The sequence below is a fragment of the Dactylosporangium sp. CA-139066 genome (assembly GCF_050936175.1).
GTDB lineage: Bacteria > Actinomycetota > Actinomycetes > Mycobacteriales > Micromonosporaceae > Dactylosporangium.
This window is the reverse complement of sequence record NZ_JBNJNH010000002.1, coordinates 2,575,536-2,595,296: the sequence shown is the minus strand read 5'-3', so window position 1 is coordinate 2,595,296 and position 19,761 is coordinate 2,575,536. Positions and strand designations below refer to the sequence as shown.

The window sequence follows — 19,761 nt, the reverse complement described above, 5'->3', positions numbered from 1 at the left end:
GATCATGGCTGCGTTTGATTTGTCCGCGCGCTTTTTCGTGATCGTGGAGCGGAAATGCGTCTTTGCCCCCTTGGGGTGCGGGAATCGCGCCGCTCGGGTGCGCGCCGCCTTTGGGGTGCGACACCGCTGAGGCCGGCGAACGACACGCACCAGCAGCGTCCGCGAACGACATGTCGGGCGCTCCGCGCCGCGACCTGTCGGATTTATGCCCCGACAGGCGAAAAATGCGATAAGTCGTGGCGCGCCAGCGCCCGACTTATCGGGAAACGCGGCTCGAGCAGGTAAAACGCGGAACGGGGATCAGTCCTCGTCCTCGTCGTCGAGGCGGGCCAGGTAGACCGCCAGGCGCTCGATCGGGGTTTCGAACTCCGGGTTGAGGTCGACGAAGTCGCGCAGGCGCTCGGCCAGCCACTCGAGGGTGACCTCGTCCTCGCCGCGGCGCTGGGCCAGCTCCTCGATGCCGCGATCCGTGAAGTACATGAGGCGAACGGGCCTTTCGGGAAAAGGGGCGGGGCACGGCGGCCGGCGCCGTGCCCCGGGTGGTACCGGATGAATCGTCAGCGCTTCGGCAGCGCGGCCTCGATCAGGGCCTGCTGCTCAGCGTCGTGCAGCTTGGTCGAGCCGACCGCCGGGGCGGCGGCCGCGGGGCGCGAGATGCGGCGCAGGCCCACGCCCTGCAGCTGCTCGAGCAGGTTCAGCGCGATGAACGACCAGGCGCCCTGGTTGGCCGGCTCCTCCTGGACCCAGGCGAAGTCCTCGGCGTTCGGGTACTGCTCCAGCGCCGCCCGCAGCTCCTCGATCGGCATCGGGTAGAGCTGCTCGACGCGGATGATCGCCGTGTCGGTGATGTCGCGGTCGGTGCGGGCCTGCAGCAGGTCGTAGAAGACCTTGCCGGAGCAGAGCAGCACGCGCTTCACGGCGGCCGGGTCCAGCGCCGTGCCCTTGATGCCGGGGTCGGCCAGGACGGTCTGGAACGTGCCGGTGGTGAAGTCCTCCACGCCCGAGACGCACAGGCGGTGGCGCAGCAGGGACTTCGGGGTGAAGACGACCAGCGGCTTCTTCTTCGGCGACAGCGCCTGGCGGCGCAGCAGGTGGAAGTGGTTGGCCGGGGTGGTCGGCACCGCGACGCGCATGTTGTCCTCGGCGCACAGCTGGAGGTACCGCTCCAGGCGCCCCGACGTGTGGTCCGGGCCCTGGCCCTCGTGCGAGTGCGGCAGCAGCAGCGTGACGGAGGCCAGCTGGCCCCACTTGACCTCGCCCGACGAGATGAACTCGTCGACGATCGACTGGGCGCCGTTGACGAAGTCGCCGAACTGGGCCTCCCACATGACCAGGGCGTCCGGGTTCTCCACGGAGTACCCGTACTCGAAGCCCATCGCCGCGAACTCCGACAGCAGCGAGTCGTAGATGAAGAGCTTCGCGTTGTCCTTGATCAGCGTGGACATCGGCAGGAAGTCGGCGCCGGTCTCGGCGTCCACGATCGACGCGTGGCGCTGCACGAACGTGCCGCGGCGCGAGTCCTGGCCGGAGAGGCGGACGGTGACGCCGTCGTTGACCAGCGAGCCGAACGCGATGATCTCGCCGAAGCCCCAGTCGATGTCGCCCTCGGCGGCCATCTTGGCCCGCCGGTCCAGCAGCTGCTGGACGCGCTTGTGCGGGGTGAAGCCGTCGGGGAGCTTGACGTGGGCCTCGCCGATCGCCCGCAGTACCGACTCATCGATCTTGGTCTCGACCACCGGCTCGGGCTCCGGCTCCCGCAGGCGGGTCAGGCGCGCGGCCGGCGACGACGAGGCGTCGCGGGTGGCCTTGAAGACCGTCTCGAGCTGCTCGTGGTAGTCCTTGAGCAGGGCCTCGGCCTCGGTGATCGGGATGTCGCCGCGGCCGATGAGCTCCTCGGTGTAGATCTTGCGGACCGATCGCTTCTGGTCGATGATCGCGTACATCAGCGGGTTGGTCATCGACGGGTCGTCGCCCTCGTTGTGGCCGCGCCGGCGGTAGCAGACGAGGTCGATGACGACGTCCTTGTTGAACGCCTGGCGGTACTCGAACGCCAGGCGCGCCACCCGGACGACGGCCTCGGGGTCGTCGCCGTTGACGTGGAAGATCGGCGCCTGGATCATCCGGGCCACGTCGGTCGAGTACAGCGACGAGCGCGAGTACTCCGGCGCGGTGGTGAAGCCGACCTGGTTGTTGACCACGACGTGGACCGTGCCGCCGGTGCGGTACCCGCGCAGCTGCGACAGGTTGAGCGTCTCGGCGACCACGCCCTGCCCGGCGAACGCGGCGTCGCCGTGGATGAGCAGCGGCAGCACCGTGTAGCCCTCGAGCTTGAGGTCGATCTTGTCCTGCTTGGCCCGCACGATGCCCTCGAGGACCGGGTTGACGGCCTCCAGGTGCGACGGGTTGGCCACGACCGAGACGGTGGTGGCGTGCTCGCCGTCGGGGTGCGTGAACTTGCCGGTCATGCCCAGGTGGTACTTCACGTCGCCGGACCCGTGCGCGGACTTCAGGTCCAGGTGGCCCTCGAACTCGGAGAAGATCTTCTCGTAGGGCTTGCCGACGATGTTGGCCAGCACGTTGAGCCGGCCGCGGTGGGCCATGCCGATGACGACCTCGTCGAGGCCGCCCTCGGCCGAGTTCTGCAGGATCTCGTCGAGCAGCGGAATCAGCGACTCGCCGCCCTCCAGCGAGAAGCGGCGCTGGCCGACGTACTTCGTCTGCAGGAACGTCTCGAACGCCTCGGCCGCATTGAGCCGGTTCAGGATGTGCTTCTGCTCTTCGGTGGTGGGCTTCTCGTAGGGCTTCTCGACCCGGTCGGCGATCCAGCGCCGCTCCTCCGGGTCCATGATGTGCATGTACTCCACGCCGACCCGCCGGCAGTAGGAGTCGCGCAGCACACCGAGGACGGCCCGCAGCTTCATCTTCTGCTTGCCGGCGAACCCGCCGACCGGGAAGACGCGGTCAAGGTCCCACAGCGTCAGGCCGTGCTCGAGCACGTCGAGGTCCGGGTGGCGGCGGATGCGGAACTCGAGCGGGTCGGTGTCGGCCATGAGGTGGCCGCGCACCCGGTAGGCGTGGATGAGCTCCACGACCCGGGCCGCCTTGTCGATCTGCCCCTCGGACGTGCGGGCGACGTCGCGCACCCAGCGGACCGGCTCGTACGGGATGCGCAGCGCGGTGAAGATCTGGTCGTAGAACCCGTGCTCGCCGAGCAGCAGCTCGTGCATGACCTTCAGGAACTCGCCGGACTGCGCGCCCTGGATGATGCGGTGGTCGTACGTGCTGGTCAGCGTGATGATCCGGCTGATGCCGAGGTCGGCGAGGGTCTCGTCGGACATGCCGGCGTAGGGCGCCGGGTACTCCATCGCGCCGACGCCGATGATCGTGCCCTGACCGGCCATGAGGCGCGGCATCGAGTGCACGGTGCCGATGCCGCCCGGGTTGGTCAGCGAGAGCGTGGTGCCGGCGTAGTCGTCCATGGTCAGCTCGTTGCGCCGGGCCCGGCGGACGATGTCCTCGTACGTCGACCAGAACTGGCGGAAGTCCATCGTCTCGGCGGCCTTGATGCTCGGCACGACCAGCGTGCGCGAGCCGTCCGGCTTGGCCAGGTCGATCGCGATGCCGAGGTTGACGTGCTCGGGCTGCACGAGGACCGGCTTGCCGTCGACCTCGGCGAAGCTGTTGTTCATCTCCGGGTGCGCGGCCAGCGCCCGGACCAGCGCAAATCCGATCAGGTGCGTGAAGCTCACCTTCCCGCCGCGTCCGCGGGCGAGGTGGTTGTTGATCACGATCCGGTTGTCGGACAGCAGCTTGGCCGGCACGGCGCGCACGCTCGTGGCGGTCGGCACCTCCAGGGAGGCGTCCATGTTCTGCACGATGCGGGCGGCCACGCCGCGCAGCGGGATCTGCTTCGCGCCGCCGGCCGGCGCGGGCGCCACCTTCTTCGGCGCGGGCTTCTCGGCCACGGCGGGGGCGGCCTTCTTCGCGACCTTCGGTTCCGGCCGGGCGGCGGGCGCCTCAACGGGCTTGGTGACCGTCGGCGCGGGCGCAGGGGCGGCCTCGGCGGCGACCGCGTCCGGGCTGGGCTTGTAGTCGGCGAAGAAGTCGTGCCACGCGGAGTCCACGCTGGCCGGGTCGGCGAGGTACCGCTGGTACATGTCCTCGACGATCCACTCGTTCGGGCCAAATCCCGCCAGCGGGTTCTCCTGCGAGTTGGTCGCTTGGGTCGACACGGCTCTTGATCGCCTCTTCCAAACGCGAGTACTAGGGGTTCAGATGTCCGGGTCCAGGCTACGCGCTGCCTAACGTTCGTTCGTCGCCGACAGGGCCGGGAGTGACCATCTTGACGACCTCATGTCGTCCCCTCTTACAACTGTGGCCGCCATATGGCGGCCACAACTGTCCTAGATCTTGCACCGGCATCTTGCCGAACTCTTGAGTCGAGTGTTACGCGATGTCCCGCTTGCGCGTAATGAGCGTGCCGATGCCGCCCAGGACGATGGCGTACGCCACCAGGACCACCACGCCGACCCAGCGCGCGGGCAGATCGACCCCGCCCAGTTGGCCGGAGAGCCCGCCGACCACGTGCTCGGAGGCCAGCGGCGGCACGTACACCGCGGCCTGCATCACCCAGTCCTTCTTGATGAGGAACTCGTGGATGAGCGCCAGGGCGGCCAGGGACGCATAGGTGCCCACGGTGTACAGCACGGCGGCGGTGATCGTGGCGCCGAGCTGGCTGCGCAGAAGCACGCCGATGCCGATGCCGAAGATCGCCCACAGCGCGTACACCAGCAGGTTCAACAGCATCGCCTGCTGAGCCGTCCAGTTGCCGAGGCTGTTGCTCACGTCCTCGCTCGCGAAGAAGACCGAGCCGGCGATCACGTCGATCACGGTGGCGACCAGCCAGAAGGCCAGCGCCATCGCGGCGCCGGTGATCAGCTTGGCCACGATGACCTTGGTCCGCTTCGGCGTCGCCAGGAACGTCGCCGTCGCGGTCTGGTGGTAGAACTCGTTGGTGATCAGCAGGATCGCCAGCAGCATCACCATCATCAGGCCGAAGAACTGACCCGACGTGTAGATGCTGGCCGCGTGCTGGGCCAGCCCGGCTGCGGTGCGCGCCTGCGCCACCCGGTCCCGCTCGGCCTGCTGGTCCTGCAGGAACTGGGCCCGCTGTTCGTCGTTCATGCCCGGGCCCGGCGGTTCGGTGGCCCAGCTCTGCACGTGCAGCTCCTGGTGCGCCTGCGCGATGTTGACCAGCAGCGCGAGGCCGATGAAGACCAGCGAGCACAGCATGAAGATCCACCACATGTTCGTGGTACGCAGCTTGATCAGCTCGCTGCGGATGAGCCGGATCATCGGATGCCCGCCCCTTCTTTCGTCAGCTCCAGGAAGACGTGCTCGAGGTCGGGGCGCTCGGCGACGAGCTCGTGCAGCTCGACCCCGGCCTGCAGCGAGATCCGCCCGACGGCCGGCGCGTCCAGCCCGGTGATCAGGTGCGCGCCGTTGCCGTTGGGGTTGATCACCCCGCCGGCGGCGCGGACCGCGGTCACCAGCTGCTCGATGTTGGGGGTGCGCACGCGCACCGAGGCCTGGACGGTGTTCTGCCCGACGATCTGGTCGACCGGGCCCTGCGTGACGAGCTTGCCCGCGGCGATGATCACGACGTCGTCGGCGAGGATCTCCATCTCCGACAGCAGGTGGCTGGAGACCAGCACGGTGCGCCCCTGCTGGGCCAGGCCCTGCAGCAGGCCGCGCATCCAGCGGATGCCCTCGGGGTCCAGGCCGTTGGCCGGCTCGTCGAGGATCAGCACCTGCGGGTCGCCCAGCAGCGCCTGCGCGATGCCGAGACGCTGCTTCATGCCCAGCGAGTAGCCCTTGAACTTGCGCTTGGCGGCCGGGGTCAGGCCGACCTGCTCGAGCACCTCGTCGACGCGCGATGCCGGGAGCCCGGCGGCGGCCGCGACCCAGCGCAGGTGGTTGCGGGCCGAGCGGCCCTTGTGCGCGGCGGACGCCTCGAGGATCGCGCCGACCAGGCGCAGCGGCTCGGCCACGTCGGCGTACCGGTGCCCGCCGATCGTCGCGGTCCCGGCCGTCGGCGTGACCAGGTTGAGCACCATGCGCAGCGTGGTCGTCTTGCCCGCGCCGTTCGGGCCGAGGAAGCCGGTCACGCGCCCCGGCTCGACCACGAACGACAAGTTGTCGACGGCTCTGACGTTGCGGTAGTGCTTCGTCAGGCCGGAGACGACGATCTGTCCGTTGGACAACGCGCCGCTCCCTCCAATAGGTGAAGCCGTCAATATGGCATGTCCGGACAAGTCCGTCCGCCCCCGGCACGCAGGTCTCAGGGGAAGATCCGGGTTTCGCTATGTTGCCGGACGCTCCGCCACCCGTATCACGTGCTTGAGCCCTGACCAGGTGTCATCGATCGCGCACACTTTGACGTCGACCCGGCCGTTGGCGAGGGCATATTCGCGTACACCGTTCTCGTCGAGGTCGGTCGCCAGCCCGGAGGACCGCTTGGGCCACGCCACCCAGAGCGCACCGGCGGGCGGGGTCAGCCGGTGCAGGACCGGCCACCGGCGGCGCAGCCGGGACGAGTTGGGACAGAAGAGCACGATGATGTCGTACAACCCGGGGGCGGACCGCCGGTGCAGCAGTACGTCAACCGGCAGGTCGGTCAGCTCGAACCCGGCCGGGGCGCCGTCGAGCAGAACGCGATGTCCCGCGTGGACACCGAGCTTCTTGGGTAATGGTGTGCCTGAATATCCCGCCATGGCTGACCACGGTAACCACAGTTCACCCGCGCGCCATCAGGGAAACCTGTGAGTGTCAGCCATCCGCAGGGGTCGACGCTTACACCGAACGCATGACGATTCTCGCCGTCGCCGCCGGCCCGCAAGACCTGGGCGACTTGCAGCGCTACACCCTGCTGGTGGCCACCGACGGCGCCCAGGTCCGGGCCGCACAACGGCTCCGCCACGAGGTCTTCGCCGGTGAGCTGGGCGCCACCCTGCACAGCGCCGAACCGGACCTCGACGTCGACGCCTTCGACGAGTACTGCGACCACCTGATCATCCGTGAGGAGCTCACGGGTCAGGTCGTCGGGACGTACCGGATGCTCCCGCCGGACCGCGCGACCGCCGCCGGCGGCCTCTACGCGGAGACGGAGTTCGACCTGACCGGCCTCAACCAGCTGCGCGGCGGCCTGGTGGAGACCGGCCGCTCCTGCGTCCACCCGGACCACCGCAGCGGCGCCGTGATCAACCTGATGTGGGCCGGCATCGCCCGCTACATGCACCTGCACGGCCACCGCTGGCTCGGCGGCTGCGCCTCGGTGCCCCTGGCCGACGGCGGCACGACCGCCGCGGGCGTGTGGGACCTGGCCCAGCGCAAGCACCTGGTGCCCTCGGCGTGGCGCGTGCGCCCCCGCACCCCCTGGATCTCCGACGTCGAGCCGCCCGCCAAGGTCGACGTCCCGGCGCTGCTCAAGGGCTACCTGCGCCTCGGCGCGTGGGTGGGCGGCGCGCCGGCCCACGACCCCGACTTCGACTGCGCCGACTTCTACGTGCTGCTGTCGCTGGACCGGGTCAACCCGCGGTACATGCGTCACTTCCTCGGACAGGAGTGAGCTCCATGGCTGTCATGGACAGCCTCTGGCTGCCCCGCTCGACCTGCGGCACCGACTGCCTCCCGGAGCCGACCACCCGCGTCGTCTCGCGCCTCGTCGTGCTCAAGCGCATCGTGTTCACCGGCGCGGTACTGCTCCTCGCGGGCCTCTCCGTGCCGATCCTCGCCCTGCTGCCGCAGCGCCAGCTGGTCCGCGCCCAGCGCGGCCTGGCCCGCGCGGTCCTGGCCGGCCTCGGCATCAAGCACTCCGCCTCGGGCCGGATCCCGCAGAGCGGCGCCCTGCTCGTGGCCAACCACGTCTCGTGGCTCGACGTGATCGTGATCCTGGCCCACGCCCCCGCCCGCCTGCTGGCCAAGCACGAGGTGCGGTCCTGGCCGCTCATCGGCCGCCTGGCCGCCACGCTGGGCACGGTGTTCGTGGACCGCTCCCGCCCGAAGAGCCTGCCGGCCACGGTGGCCGAGGTGAGCCGCAACATCGCCGCCGGCGGCGTCGTGGCAGTATTCCCGGAGGGCACGACCTGGTGCGGCCGCATGGGCGGCACCTTCCGCCCGGCAATGTTCCAGGCGGCGGTCGACGCGGGCGTACCCGTGGTGCCGGTCCGCCTCACCTTCGCCCAGGCCGGCGTGGTGTCGACGGTGGCCGCGTTCATCGGCGACGAAACGCTGCTGCAGTCGCTGAAGCGCGTGCTGGGGGCGCGCGACCTGTCGATCAGCCTGCGCGCACACCCGAAGCTGCACCCGGCCCCGTGCGAGCGCACCACGCACCCACGCCGCATCCTGGCTCGCGCCGCGACGGCGGTTGTGGCGGCCTGACCGCTGCCGCCGCCGTCGCCCGCTCCGCTGGTCTGCCTGGTGTGCTTCCGATAAGTCCGGCGCTGGCGCGCCTGACTTATCGGATTTATACGGCGTCAGGCGAAAAGTCCGAAAAGTCGTGGCACGGAGTGCCCGACTTTTCGTTTTGGGGCTGATTGTCCGGACAGTTCGCGCTCATCACCAGGCGGCAAGGCCCTGCACCGTCGCGAGTCCACGGGCCGAGTCGTGCGCCGATGGCGATCACCCGCCACGCGCCTCGCCTAACCACGCGCCTTCCCCGCCACGCAGCTCAGTCCACCACGCAGCCCGCCACGCGACGCAGCCTGTGCAGCCCGCCACGCGACGCAGCCTGTACAGCCCGCCACGCGACGCAACCTGTACAGCCCGCCACGCGACACAGCTCGGCCCGCGACGCAGCCCGGCCCACCGCACAGTTCGGCCCGCGTCGCCCCACCGCGCGCGGGCGCCGCGCAATCCGCCCTCGCCGCACACCCCCGAGGAGCCGTTCGGCACGCGTCGGACGAGCCCTATCGCGTTTCCCGTCGCATTGTTGCGGTCGTGGCCGTCCGATTTGTCCCGAAAAGAAGCGTGGGCAAGGGCAGACGCGAGTGTGTCGCGAGGTACAGTCGCGATGTATCGCGTTTTGCGATACGCTCTCAGCACGGAAGTGAGTGAGAGGTGCGCGATGACCGCGTGGAAGATCACCGAGCCGGAGCGGCTCACGCTTGAAGAAGACGTCAACGACCTCAGTGTGTCGCTGGTGTCCGGGCGGCTCAACGTCGTCGGGGGTGACGGGCCGGCGCGGATCGAGGTGACGCACATCGGGGATCGACCCGTCGACGTCTCGCTCGAAAACGGGCGGCTCACGATCGCGCACGAGTTCCCCAAGGGGTGGCCCGGGTTCCTGTGGTGGCTGGTCGGCTCGCGGTTCAAGGTGGACGTCTCCGTCGTCGTGCCCGAACACGCGGCCGTAAGGCTCAGCGTCACGTCCGGGTCCGTGATCGCGTCCTCGCTGCGCAACGGCGCGACCGTCGACGTCACCAGCGGGCGGATCACGCTGCTGGGCATCGACGGGCGGGTCGCCGGCAAGGTCGTGTCCGGCTCGATCGAGGCGCTCACGCTCGGCGGGCAGGTCGACCTCGAGACGGTGTCCGGGGAGATCGTGGTCGCGGACTCGACGGCGGCGGTCGTGACGGCGCGTACTATTTCCGGCTCCCTGACCTGCGACCTCGACAACCCGCCGGCCGGCACCGAGGTCCGGCTCGACACCGTGTCGGGCGAGATCACGGCCCGGGTGCGCGAGGACAGCGACCTGCGGGTCAGCCTCAACGCGATCTCCGGCCACGTCGTGAACGCGTTCCCCGAGCTCGACCAGCACAGCCGGAAAACGGTGATGGGGCGCCTCGGCACCGGCACCGGCGGGCATCTGGCCGCGAACGCGACGTCTGGCACGATCTCGTTGTTGCGCCGGCCCGTCGACGACGAGGAAGCAGTGGACGAATGAGCGCGGTTTTTTCCCATGGGCGCCTGAGGTTGTACCTCCTGAAGCTGCTCAACGAAGGCCCGCGCCACGGCTACGAGCTGATCCGCCTGCTGGAGAACCGGTTCCACGGCCTCTACCAGCCCTCGGCCGGCACGATCTACCCGCGGCTGCAGCGCATGGAGGCCGACGGCCTCATCACGCACACGGCCGAGGGCGGGCGCAAGGTCTACGAGATCACCCCGGCCGGGTTCGACGAGCTGCAGCGGCGCGCGGTCGAGCTCGAGGCGCTCGAGAGCGACATCAACGCCTCCCTCGCCGACCTCTCGACGCTGGCCGACGAGGTCGAGCAGGGCGTGCGCGGCTCGGTGCGCGACCTCAAGCGCGAGCTCAAGGAGGCCAGCCGCCAGGTGCGCAACAACAGCGCGCCGGCGGGGCCGGGGTCGTTCGGGTGGGGGTACCCGACACGGCCGGGCGCGGCCGGCACCCGCCCGGCGCCGGCGCCCTCCGACGCCGTGCGCGAGCTGGAGGACAAGGCCGCTCAGCTGCTGGCCGAGGTGCGCCGGCTGGCTCGCGCGGGGCGGGCGAGCCAGGAGACGATGCGCGCGACGCTCGTGGTGTTGGACGGTGCGATCGACCAGGTGAGACGCTTGCTGCGGTAGGGCGCGCCCGGCGAGGCAGGCGGGTTGCCCAGGAACTTCCCAGGCAACCACCAGCCCTACACCAGCGGAGGGCGGAAAGATATGCGCATGGGGGTACGAGGCGGCGTAGCACAATCCGGGGGTGCATCGTCGCCAGGCGTGGCGCAGGCTGAGGCGAGGCTGCTCGTGGTCGAGGACGACCCGAATATCCGCGAGCTCCTCTCCGCCAGCCTGCGCTTTGCCGGTTTTGCGGTTGACGCGGTGACCACCGGTAGTGAGGCGGTCACCGCGGCCCGCGAAAGCAAGCCCGACCTCGTGGTCCTCGACGTGATGCTGCCCGACCTCGACGGGTTCGAGGTGATCCGGCGGCTGCGCGAGGGCGGCGTCCGGCTTCCCGTGGTGTTCCTGACCGCCCGCGACGGCACCGAGGACAAGGTCCGCGGCCTCACGCTCGGCGGCGACGACTACGTCACCAAGCCGTTCAGCCTCGAGGAGCTCACCGCCCGCATCCGGGCCGTGCTGCGGCGCACCGCGGGCGACCCCGGGCCCAACCGGCTCGTCTTCCACGACCTGGAGCTGGACGAGGAGACGCACGAGGTGAGCCGGGCCGGGCAGACGATTGCGCTGTCGCCGACCGAGTTCAAGCTCCTGCGGTACCTCATGCTCAACGCCGGCCGCGTCCTGTCCAAGGCGCAGATCCTGGACTTCGTCTGGAACTACGACTTCCGCGGCGACGACAGCATCGTGGAGTCCTACATCTCCTACCTCCGGCGCAAGGTCGACATCGCCGAGCCGCGGCTGATCCACACGCTGCGCGGCGTGGGCTACGTCCTGCGCCTGCCCGTCTGACGCGAGGCCGTCGTGCGGTTCATCGCCGACGTACCGCTGCGAGTCAAGCTCATCGCGGCCGTCCTGTCGCTCGTCACCCTGGCCCTGCTGGTCATCGGCATCGCGAGCGCGCTCGTCATGCGCAGCTCGATGATCGACAAGGTCGACAACCAGCTGCGCGCGCTCGCCGGCACGCTCACCACGGACCGGCTGTCCAGGATGAGCCCGCAGACGGACACGTCGATGCCCAGCAACTACTTCTACTTCGTCTACACCCCGATCGACGACGACAACGCGCGCCTCACCGTCATCGGCGTCTCCCAGCAGAACGCGCCGCCGCTGCCCACCAACGGCGACGAGCTGGCGAGCCACCTCGACGAGCCGTACACGGTCCGCGCCGCCGCCACGCACGAGCGCTGGCGGATCTTCGTGACCCAGCGCCCCGGCGGCGCCGTCGGCGTCGCCGAGAACCTCTCGATGGTCGACAGCGCGGTCGACGAGCTCGTCGCCGCGGAGCTGTTCATCGGCGCGGGCGTGCTCGTCGTCATCGCCGCCGTCGGCGTCACGATCGTGCGGACCAGCCTGCAGCCGCTGCGCGAGATCGAGCGGACCGCCGCCGCCATCGCGGCCGGCGACCTGAGCCGGCGCGTGCCGGAGAGCCCGCCCGAGACCGAGATGGGCCACCTGGCCGCCGCGCTGAACACCATGCTCGGCCAGATCGAGGGCGCGTTCCGGGTGCGCGAGGCCTCCGAGGACCGGATGCGCCAGTTCATCGCCGACGCCTCGCACGAGCTGCGCACGCCGCTCACCACGATCCGGGGCTTCGCCGAGCTGTACCGCCAGGGCGCCGCCCGCGACCCCGAGGACACGGCCGGCCTCCTGCGCCGCATCGAGGACGAGGCCTCCCGGATGGGCCTGCTCGTCGAGGACCTGCTGCTGCTCGCCCGGCTGGACCAGGAGCGCCCGCTCAGCCTCGCCGACATGGACCTGCGCGTGATCGCCGGCGACGCCGCGTCGGCGGCCCGCGCCGTCGCCCCCGACCGGCAGATCGACCTGGAGCTCGAGCGCGACGAGCCGATCGAGGTCAACGGCGACGAGGCCCGGCTGCGCCAGGTGGTCGGCAACCTGGTGACCAACGCGCTCACCCACACCCCCGCCGGTACTCCGATAGAGCTTCGGCTGCGTCGTGACGGTACCGACGCGCTCATCGAGGTGGTGGACCACGGACCCGGCCTGACGGACGAGCAGGCCGCGCGGGTGTTCGAACGGTTCTACCGGGTAGACAAGGCGCGCACCCGGCGGCAGGCCGGCGGCGCCCACAGCGGCAGCGGGCTGGGCCTCGCCATCGTCGCCGCGCTCGTCGCGGTGCACGGCGGCACGGTGTCGGTGTTCGTCACGCCGGGTGGTGGGGCCACCTTCCAGGTTCGCCTTCCCCTCACAGCCGCTTCCCAGGCTGCTCCCGGTGGTCCGCAAGCTGCCGTCGGCAAGCTCAAATCATGAGCGAAGAGCAGGGATGGGTTCCGGAGCCGGCCACGGAACAGCAGCAGCACATGCCTTCCAACCACGTACCGCCGCACGTGCCGCACATGCAGCACCCGCCGCAGTGGTACCCGCCGTCGTCACCGTACGTGACGCCGGTCACCGCCGTCCCGGCCCCGCTGCAGCGCCGCCGCCTCGGCAGGGGCGTCGCCGCCGTGGTCGCCGCCGTCGCGCTGTCGATCGGCTCGGCGGTCGGCGGCGGGTACGCGGCCCTGGAGCTCCGCCCGGCCGCCACCGCCAGCAACACGGTGATCAGCGCGCAGAACTCCAGCTCGCAGTCCGGCACGGCCAACCTGGCCAACGTCGCCGCGGCGGTCCTGCCGAGCGTCGTGTCGATCAACACCGGCACCGCCGTCGGCTCCGGCGTGATCATCACCCAGGACGGCGCCATCCTCACGAACAACCACGTCGTCGCCACCGCCCGCGGCACCACGGTCCAGATCACCTTCTCCGACGGCAAGACCGCCCAGGCCCAGATCGTCGGCGCCGACGACTCCAGCGACCTGGCCGTGGTCAAGATCGTCGGCGGCGGCAGCTACACCCCGCTCGCGTTCGCGGACAGCTCGTCCGTCCACGTCGGCGACACGGTCCTCGCGGTCGGCAGCCCGCTCGGCCTGGAGTCCTCGGTGACCTCGGGCATCGTCAGCGCCCTGAACCGCACGATCGACGAGGGCGAGGACAACCGCTCCGCCGCCACCAAGATCCCCGGCGCGATCCAGACCGACGCCGCGATCAACCCCGGCAACTCGGGCGGCGCGCTGGTCAACACCTCGGGCCAGCTCATCGGCATCAACACGGCGATCGCGACCTCGGGCTCCACGGCCGGCAACATCGGCGTCGGGTTCGCGATCTCGAGCAACACCGCGAAGTCCGTGGCGCAGCAACTCCTGGGCTGATCGCGTCATCCAAGGCTGGTTTCCCCTCCCCGAAGAGAGGCGGCGCACCTGGCGGGGTGCGCCGCCTTTCCTTGCCCGACCCCCTCTTACTTCGCGCGCACCCAGAATGGCGCATAACCGAAATGTCGGATATGTCCGTCGCGGAGCGGCGGACATATCCGGTTCACCCACCGCAAGGCATCCAGTCACGAAGCTCGAAGCGACCCACGTCACTTCACCAACGAGCGACCGATCGCGCCCGCCGCCGGCCACCATGGGCCACGCCGGCGAACGTAAGCGGGTGGCGCGAATCGCGGGATATGTCCGGATAAATCGGATATTTCGCCTGTTCAATGTGAATATCAGGTGGCCAGGCGATCCGTACGAGGGTAGTTGTGTCCGCCAAATGGGTCATCCGCTGACAACCTGGTGTAGTCCGGCAAGCTAATCGATTGTCCCCAGTCGGGCGATAACGGCCTACCACAGGCCCCACTTACATTCTTCACGTGCCCCCGCGTCGCACCCGAACTGCTACCGTCTCGCTCCTGACCGCTGCCCTCCTCATCGTGGGCGGCGCCGCAGCAGCGTCCGGGTCCGATGACGGCGGCACGCCATTCACGACGCCCGCCGGGGCGACCGCCGTCGCGAGCGCGGCCAATGTGCCGCACGCCGTCGGCGTCCGGCACTTCGCGTTCGCCCGGGGCAAGGATCGACCGCTGCCGACCACCGTGTGGTATCCCGTGCGCGGCTCCGCCCGGCAGACGCACGGGCACACCCAGGTCGACGCCACGCCGCTGCCCGGCGAGTTCCCCCTGCTGCTGTGGAGCCACGGCTTCTACAGCAACCCGCAGATGCAGGAGGGCATGACCAAGTTCCTGGCCGAGTCGGGCTATGTGGTGGCCGCGCCGGCGTACCCGTTCACGAAGAAGGACGGGCCCAGGTTCGACAAGACCGACGTGCCCAACCAGGCCACGGACGCGTCGTTCGTGATCTCGCAGCTGCTCCGGGCCGACAACCCGCTCGCCGCGAGCATCGACCCGGACCGGCTCGGGGCCGTCGGGCACTCCGGCGGCGGCACGACCACCGACTGGCTCTTCACGGGGCGCCGCGACCCGCGGCTCAAGGTGGGCGTGATCTTCGCGGGGCGGCCGACCACGGCATACAAGGGCAGCCCGGTCCCGATCCTGTTCATCCACGGTGACAAGGACCCGGTGGTGGCCTACAGCCAGGGGCGGGAGTCGTACGGCAAGGACCCGTGGCCCAAGGCGTTCCTCACGATCGAGGGCGGCGAGCACGGCGCCGGCACCAACGACCCGGAGCGCGGCCACGTGCAGGCGATGGCCACGCTGCTGGACTTTCTCGACTGGGCGCTCAACGACGACGACGAGGCCCGGCTGCGGCTGGCGAACGACGCCACGCTGCCCGGTTTCACGCACTTCGAATCGTCGGGGATCTACGCCCCGTCTGGGATCTACCCCAGCGCGACGAACAGCACGAGCGCGACCACGACGACGGCCACGCCGACGCCGACCCAGAGCAACGTCCGCGACTTGGCGGGCTCGGCCGGCTGATTCTGGTCCACCCAGGCCTGGAATGCCTGGGTGTTCTGACTAGGGTCAATGCGGTCATCGGGCATGGCCGACAGAATACCGAGACCGCCACTGCCCACAGTGGCCGAACAGTGTCGGATTGTGGCACTCTCCCCCGCGTGGGGTACCGCGAGCGATCCTGGTGGGGCTGGGGCCATGCCGATGAGGCCCTCGACGACGCGGCCTGCCGCCGCCTCGCGGAGCGGGCGCTGCGCCCCTGGATGCCGATCGACGGTTCGGTACTCCCGCTGCCCTTCGACCCGCTCCTCGGCCCGCCGCGGCTCATCCCTCCGTCCATCATGGAGGAAGCGTTCCTCGCCGACTCGATGAGCCGCGCCTCGCACGCGTACGGCAAGGCGTTTCGCGACGTCGTGCGCGCCCTGCACGGCGACCTGCCCAACCCGCCCGACCTCGTGTGCCTGCCCCGCACGGTGCACGACATCGTCGCCGCGCTCGACTGGGCGGAGGCCGCCGGCGCCGCGGTCGTGCCCTACGGGGGCGGGACGTCGGTGGTCGGCGGGGTGGAGTACCGCGGCGAAAGGCCCTGGGTTTCCCTGGACCTGAGCCGGCTCAACCGGATCGCGGAGATCGACGACGTCAACCGCGCCGTGCGCGTGCAGGCCGGCGTGTTCGGGCCGGCGCTCGAGGAGGCGCTGCGCCCGCACGATCTGACGCTGCGGCACCTCCCGCAGAGCTTCGAGTTCTCCACCGTCGGCGGCTGGCTGGCCACGCGCTCCGGCGGCCACTATGCGACCGGCCCGACGCGCATCGACGCATTTGTGGAGGCGCTGCGCATCGTCACGCCGCAGGGGCCGGTCGAGTCGCCGCGCGTGCCCTCCAGCGGCGCCGGGCCGGACGCCAACGCGCTGTTCCTGGGCTCGGAGGGCGCGCTCGGGGTCATCGTCGAGGCGTGGCTGCGGGTGCAGAAGCGACCGGCCGAGCGGGCATCGGCGGCGGTGAGCTTCCCGGTGTACCTCGACGCGGTGGCCGCCACCAAGGAGATCGTGCAGGCCGGGCTGCGCCCCGCGAACTGCCGGCTGCTCGATCCCGTCGAGGCGATGCTGAACGCCGGCGCCCAGGACGGGCAGGTCCGCCTCATGCTGGGCTTCGAGGGGCCCGACGCACCCCTGCTGGCGGGCGCGCTGGAGATCTGCCGGGCACATGGGGGTACCGAATCCGAAAAATCGGAATCGAGGGGCTTTCGCGAGGCGTTTCTCAAGGCCCCGTACACCCGTGATGCGCTGATCCGGCTCGGGCTGGTCGTCGAGACCGTCGAGACCGCGTGCACCTGGGGCCGGTTCGAGGCGCTGCACGCCGCGGTCCTGGCCGCCGCGCGGGAGGCCGCACCGACCGGCGTGGCGGTCGTGACGTGCCGGTTCACGCATGTGTACCCCGACGGGCCCGCCCCCTACTTCACGATCATCACCCCGGGCCGCCGCGGCGCCGAGGTCGCGATCTGGGACGAGATCAAGGCGGCGGTCAGCGACGCGATCGCCCGCAACGGCGGGACGATCACGCACCATCACGCGGTGGGCCGCGACCACCGCCCGTGGTACGACGACGAGCGCTCCCCGCTGTTCCACGAGGCCCTGCGCGCCGCCAAGCGGACGCTAGACCCGCGCGGGATCCTCAACCCGGGCGTCCTCGTCTGACCGCCCGCCCGGCAGCACCCCGCGCAGGAGCGCCCCGATCCCGATGAGCAGCAGCCCGAGCAGGAAGAACGCGATCGTGAACCCGATCGAGTTGACCGTGACCCCGCCGGCGTGCTGCTTGTTGAGGTCGATGAACGGGTACGGGTACTCGTGCACGAACGCGCCCCGGATCAGGGCGAACACCAGGTACGCCAGCGGGTAGGCCAGCCAGACGGCGGCGAGCCACCACTTGACCCGCTCCCGCTCGATCACCAGCCAGGTCACCGCGGCGAGGATCGGGGTGGCGGTGTGCAGCAGGAGGTTGTGCACCGTGTGCGCGCCCGAGTCCTCCTGGTAGAACGGGCTGGACGGGTTGGCCAGCAGGGCGTGGTACACCGTCCCGGTGATCACGCTGTACAGGGTCGCCGCCCCGCGGACGGAGGCCGGCACCGCGCGAAACACGGCCACCGCCGACACGACGGCGATGACGACGCTGCTCTGCACCGTGAAGTACACGAACGCGCCCAGGTCGCCGTGGTTCCACACCAGCAGGAACACGATCCCGGCGACGGCGCACGCGGCGGTGAGCGCCCGGAACACGACAGTCATGCCGCGGAACGTAGCGGGATTTCGCCCTCCGGGGAAGCGGTCGCGGTGGTGCCCCGCTCGTACCGTTGTCAGCATGCGCCCGCGCCTTGCGATCGCCGCCCTGGCCGCGTCCGCCGCCCGCGCCGTGCGGACGTCCCCTCGTCACCCCTCAACCCCGCACGGGCGCCTGCGCGTTGCGGTCGCGGGGCTCGCGGCGGTCGCCGCGCTGGTGGGCGGCTGCTCGACTCACACGGAGCCCGCGCAGTCGGCCACCCCAACGTCCTCCCCCGCCTCGACCGCCCTGCCGAAGCTCGCCGCCGTCCAGCTCCCGCCGCCCCTGGCCCTGCCGCCGTCGGGGTTGTCGGTGTCGTCGCAGCAGATGACGTACACCCGGGAGGGGCGCGCGCTGCGGACGGTCATCTGGACCCCCGACCGCCCCGGCCGCTACCCCGCCGTGATCTTCAGCCACGGCCTGAACGGCGCGCCCGAGGAGTTTGCGCCGCTGCTCAAGACCTGGGCGCAGGCCGGCTTCGTGGTGATCGCGCCGGCCTACCCGAACACGACCCGCGGCGCCCCCAGTTTTGACCTGTACGACGTGCTGAACCAGCCCGCCGACGCGAGCTTCGTGCTCGGGCAGGTGCTCGGCGGGCCGGTCGGGCAGCACATCGACGCCCACCGGCTGGCCGCCGCGGGGCACTCGGCGGGGGCCATCACCACCGTCGGGTTGTTCACCGCCGCGCGCGATCCGCGGCTGCGGGCCGGGGTCATTCTCGCCGGGAGCGGGCTCGGGGTGGGGACGGACTTCACCGGTTCGCCCGCGGCGCTGTTCTTCGTGCACGGCGACGCGGATCCGATGGTGTCGTACGAGAGCGGGAAGGCCACCTACGACCTGGTGCCCTGGGCGAAGGCGATGCTCACCATACCCGGGGGCAACCACAACGATCCGTACCTGCAGCCGGGATCGGCGGCGTACCAGACGGTTGCCACGAGCACGCTGGAGTTTCTGCGGCTTGAGCTCTACGGCGACCAGGACGCGCGCGCGTCCCTGGCACCCTCGACCGACCTCGACTCACACCTGTAAGCGCTTGGTCGCGGCGGCCATCGCTCAACACAGGCCCGGCGGTGGCGTTCCGTATATCCACCGTAACACATACCCACAAATCCCGATCGAATCCGGCTACGCAGCGCAAGAATCCGTCACGCGGTGTGGTCGAGCACCACCTTGCCGAAGACGTCGCCCGAGTGGAGGAGCTCGAACGCCTTGCGGGCCTCCGAGAACGGGATCACCGAGTCGATGACCGGGCGGATGCCGGTGCGGGCCAGCAGGGCCATCAGGTCGGCCAGCTCGTCGGGGGTGCCCATGCTCGTGCCGAGGATCTCCAGCTGCAGGGCGAACATCCGGCGCAGATTGACCTTCGGAAGGTGACCGCTGGTCGCGCCCGACACGACGATCCGGCCGCCCTGCTTCGCGCACTTCATCGAGTGCTCGAACGTGGCCTCGCCGACCGTCTCGACGACCACGTCGACGCGCTCGGGCAGGCGCCCGCCGGGCTCGGCGGCGATCGCGCCGAGGGCCGCGATCCGTTCGCGTTTGGCGGCGTCGCGGCTGGTGGCGTACACCCGGGCGCCCAACGCCGTCCCGATGAGCACGGCGGCGGTGGCGACCCCGCCCCCGGCGCCCTGGACGAGCACGGCACCGTCCTTCTCCAGGCGGCCCCTGGTGGTGAGCATGCGATAGGCCGTCAGCCACGCCGTGGGCAGGCAGGCCGCCTCGGCGAAGGTGAGCTCCGCGGGCTTGGGCACGAGGTTGTACGCCGGGACGCTCACCCGCTCGGCGACGGTGCCCGGGTAGTACTCCGACAGGATCGAGGTGTCGCCCTTCTCGGTGGGGACGACCGGGTACACGACGACCTCGGCGCCGTCGGGGCCGAGGCCCGCGGCGTCGCAGCCGAGGATCATCGGCAGCTGCTCCTCGCGGAGGCCGACGCCCCGCAGCGACCACAGGTCGTGGTGGTTGAGCGCGCTGGCGCGCACCTCCACCTCGACCCAGCCGTCGCGGGGCGCCGGGTTGTCGGTCTCGCCGATCTCGAGCACGGAGAGCGGGTCGGCATCGTTGAACGCGGTTGCAAATGCGGCACGCATATCCGTGAC

The 19,761-nt window shown here is 70.5% G+C and carries 17 protein-coding genes; 10 read left to right on the top strand and 7 right to left on the bottom strand.

The window, feature by feature from the left end:
- Nucleotides 1-300 precede the first annotated feature (300 nt).
- The 5 genes from ACQEVU_RS56705 to ACQEVU_RS56685 all read right to left on the bottom strand — a co-directional run bounded on the left by ACQEVU_RS56705 (nucleotide 301) and on the right by ACQEVU_RS56685 (nucleotide 6,773).
- Nucleotides 301-480 (bottom strand): DUF6104 family protein, encoded by a 180-nt coding sequence (locus ACQEVU_RS56705; RefSeq protein WP_433339517.1) that lies wholly within the window; start codon nucleotides 478-480, stop codon nucleotides 301-303.
- Between the two features lie 77 nt (nucleotides 481-557).
- On the bottom strand, nucleotides 558-4,232 hold the full coding sequence (locus ACQEVU_RS56700) for a multifunctional oxoglutarate decarboxylase/oxoglutarate dehydrogenase thiamine pyrophosphate-binding subunit/dihydrolipoyllysine-residue succinyltransferase subunit (RefSeq protein WP_433339516.1): 3,675 nt from the start codon (nucleotides 4,230-4,232) through the stop codon (nucleotides 558-560).
- A 214-nt stretch (nucleotides 4,233-4,446) separates the two neighbouring features.
- The gene (locus ACQEVU_RS56695; protein WP_433339515.1) at nucleotides 4,447-5,355 is read right to left on the bottom strand and encodes an ABC transporter permease; all 909 of its coding nucleotides are present in this window, start codon (nucleotides 5,353-5,355) and stop codon (nucleotides 4,447-4,449) included.
- Nucleotides 5,352-6,281, bottom strand: a complete 930-nt coding sequence (locus ACQEVU_RS56690; RefSeq protein WP_433339787.1) for an ABC transporter ATP-binding protein — start codon at nucleotides 6,279-6,281, stop codon at nucleotides 5,352-5,354. The genes ACQEVU_RS56695 and ACQEVU_RS56690 overlap by 4 nt, the downstream gene beginning before the upstream one ends.
- An 81-nt stretch (nucleotides 6,282-6,362) precedes the next feature.
- Nucleotides 6,363-6,773: a DUF3052 domain-containing protein gene (locus ACQEVU_RS56685; protein ID WP_433339514.1), complete on the bottom strand. Its 411-nt coding sequence runs from the start codon at nucleotides 6,771-6,773 to the stop codon at nucleotides 6,363-6,365.
- 92 nt (nucleotides 6,774-6,865) lie between these two features.
- Between ACQEVU_RS56685 and ACQEVU_RS56680 the strand changes: the two genes are divergently transcribed.
- The 9 genes from ACQEVU_RS56680 (at nucleotide 6,866) to ACQEVU_RS56640 (ending at nucleotide 17,043) form a co-directional block, all read left to right on the top strand.
- Nucleotides 6,866-7,627 carry a GNAT family N-acetyltransferase gene (locus ACQEVU_RS56680; RefSeq protein ID WP_433339513.1) on the top strand — a complete coding sequence of 254 codons (762 nt, stop codon included), beginning with the start codon at nucleotides 6,866-6,868 and terminating at the stop codon, nucleotides 7,625-7,627.
- Nucleotides 7,628-7,632: 5 nt separating this feature from the next.
- On the top strand, nucleotides 7,633-8,439 hold the full coding sequence (locus ACQEVU_RS56675) for a lysophospholipid acyltransferase family protein (RefSeq protein WP_433339512.1): 807 nt from the start codon (nucleotides 7,633-7,635) through the stop codon (nucleotides 8,437-8,439).
- Between the two features lie 685 nt (nucleotides 8,440-9,124).
- Nucleotides 9,125-9,943 (top strand): DUF4097 family beta strand repeat-containing protein, encoded by an 819-nt coding sequence (locus ACQEVU_RS56670; RefSeq protein WP_433339511.1) that lies wholly within the window; start codon nucleotides 9,125-9,127, stop codon nucleotides 9,941-9,943.
- Entirely contained in the window at nucleotides 9,940-10,581 is a 642-nt protein-coding gene (locus ACQEVU_RS56665) for a PadR family transcriptional regulator (protein ID WP_433339510.1), read from the top strand. The genes ACQEVU_RS56670 and ACQEVU_RS56665 overlap by 4 nt, the downstream gene beginning before the upstream one ends.
- A gap of 138 nt (nucleotides 10,582-10,719) precedes the next feature.
- Nucleotides 10,720-11,409 carry a response regulator transcription factor gene (locus ACQEVU_RS56660; protein WP_344613221.1) on the top strand — a complete coding sequence of 230 codons (690 nt, stop codon included), beginning with the start codon at nucleotides 10,720-10,722 and terminating at the stop codon, nucleotides 11,407-11,409.
- A gap of 12 nt (nucleotides 11,410-11,421) precedes the next feature.
- Nucleotides 11,422-12,888 carry an ATP-binding protein gene (locus ACQEVU_RS56655; protein WP_433339509.1) on the top strand — a complete coding sequence of 489 codons (1,467 nt, stop codon included), beginning with the start codon at nucleotides 11,422-11,424 and terminating at the stop codon, nucleotides 12,886-12,888.
- On the top strand, nucleotides 12,885-13,823 hold the full coding sequence (locus tag ACQEVU_RS56650) for a S1C family serine protease (protein WP_433339508.1): 939 nt from the start codon (nucleotides 12,885-12,887) through the stop codon (nucleotides 13,821-13,823). The genes ACQEVU_RS56655 and ACQEVU_RS56650 overlap by 4 nt, the downstream gene beginning before the upstream one ends.
- 485 nt (nucleotides 13,824-14,308) lie before the next feature.
- Complete coding sequence (locus ACQEVU_RS56645; protein WP_433339507.1) at nucleotides 14,309-15,373, top strand: alpha/beta hydrolase family protein; 1,065 nt, start codon at nucleotides 14,309-14,311, stop codon at nucleotides 15,371-15,373.
- A 137-nt stretch (nucleotides 15,374-15,510) separates the two neighbouring features.
- Nucleotides 15,511-17,043 (top strand): FAD-binding oxidoreductase, encoded by a 1,533-nt coding sequence (locus tag ACQEVU_RS56640; protein WP_433339506.1) that lies wholly within the window; start codon nucleotides 15,511-15,513, stop codon nucleotides 17,041-17,043.
- On the opposite strand, the gene ACQEVU_RS56635 is transcribed toward ACQEVU_RS56640, so the two are convergent.
- The gene (locus tag ACQEVU_RS56635) at nucleotides 17,002-17,631 is read right to left on the bottom strand and encodes a Pr6Pr family membrane protein (protein ID WP_433339505.1); all 630 of its coding nucleotides are present in this window, start codon (nucleotides 17,629-17,631) and stop codon (nucleotides 17,002-17,004) included. The two genes, ACQEVU_RS56640 and ACQEVU_RS56635, sit on opposite strands and share 42 nt — an antisense overlap.
- A gap of 73 nt (nucleotides 17,632-17,704) precedes the next feature.
- On the opposite strand from ACQEVU_RS56635, the gene ACQEVU_RS56630 reads away from it, so the two are divergent.
- Nucleotides 17,705-18,691 (top strand): alpha/beta hydrolase family protein, encoded by a 987-nt coding sequence (locus ACQEVU_RS56630; RefSeq protein WP_433339504.1) that lies wholly within the window; start codon nucleotides 17,705-17,707, stop codon nucleotides 18,689-18,691.
- 116 nt (nucleotides 18,692-18,807) lie between these two features.
- Here the strand turns inward: ACQEVU_RS56630 and ACQEVU_RS56625 are convergent, their stop codons facing one another.
- A complete protein-coding gene (locus ACQEVU_RS56625) occupies nucleotides 18,808-19,752 on the bottom strand; it encodes a zinc-binding dehydrogenase (RefSeq protein ID WP_433339503.1) in 945 nt (314 codons plus the stop codon).
- Nucleotides 19,753-19,761 lie beyond the last annotated feature (9 nt).

What these genes read in the sequence shown, in the direction of transcription:
- ACQEVU_RS56705 (WP_433339517.1), bottom strand. Translation starts at nt 480, where the DNA reads ATGTACTTCACGGATCGCGGCATCGAGGAGCTGGCCCAGCGCCGCGGC.
- ACQEVU_RS56695 (WP_433339515.1), bottom strand. Translation starts at nt 5,355, where the DNA reads ATGATCCGGCTCATCCGCAGCGAGCTGATCAAGCTGCGTACCACGAAC.
- ACQEVU_RS56685 (WP_433339514.1), bottom strand. Translation starts at nt 6,773, where the DNA reads ATGGCGGGATATTCAGGCACACCATTACCCAAGAAGCTCGGTGTCCAC.
- ACQEVU_RS56680 (WP_433339513.1), top strand. Translation starts at nt 6,866, where the DNA reads ATGACGATTCTCGCCGTCGCCGCCGGCCCGCAAGACCTGGGCGACTTG.
- ACQEVU_RS56675 (WP_433339512.1), top strand. Translation starts at nt 7,633, where the DNA reads ATGGCTGTCATGGACAGCCTCTGGCTGCCCCGCTCGACCTGCGGCACC.
- ACQEVU_RS56670 (WP_433339511.1), top strand. Translation starts at nt 9,125, where the DNA reads ATGACCGCGTGGAAGATCACCGAGCCGGAGCGGCTCACGCTTGAAGAA.
- ACQEVU_RS56665 (WP_433339510.1), top strand. Translation starts at nt 9,940, where the DNA reads ATGAGCGCGGTTTTTTCCCATGGGCGCCTGAGGTTGTACCTCCTGAAG.
- ACQEVU_RS56650 (WP_433339508.1), top strand. Translation starts at nt 12,885, where the DNA reads ATGAGCGAAGAGCAGGGATGGGTTCCGGAGCCGGCCACGGAACAGCAG.
- ACQEVU_RS56635 (WP_433339505.1), bottom strand. Translation starts at nt 17,631, where the DNA reads ATGACTGTCGTGTTCCGGGCGCTCACCGCCGCGTGCGCCGTCGCCGGG.
- ACQEVU_RS56630 (WP_433339504.1), top strand. Translation starts at nt 17,705, where the DNA reads ATGCGCCCGCGCCTTGCGATCGCCGCCCTGGCCGCGTCCGCCGCCCGC.
- ACQEVU_RS56625 (WP_433339503.1), bottom strand. Translation starts at nt 19,752, where the DNA reads ATGCGTGCCGCATTTGCAACCGCGTTCAACGATGCCGACCCGCTCTCC.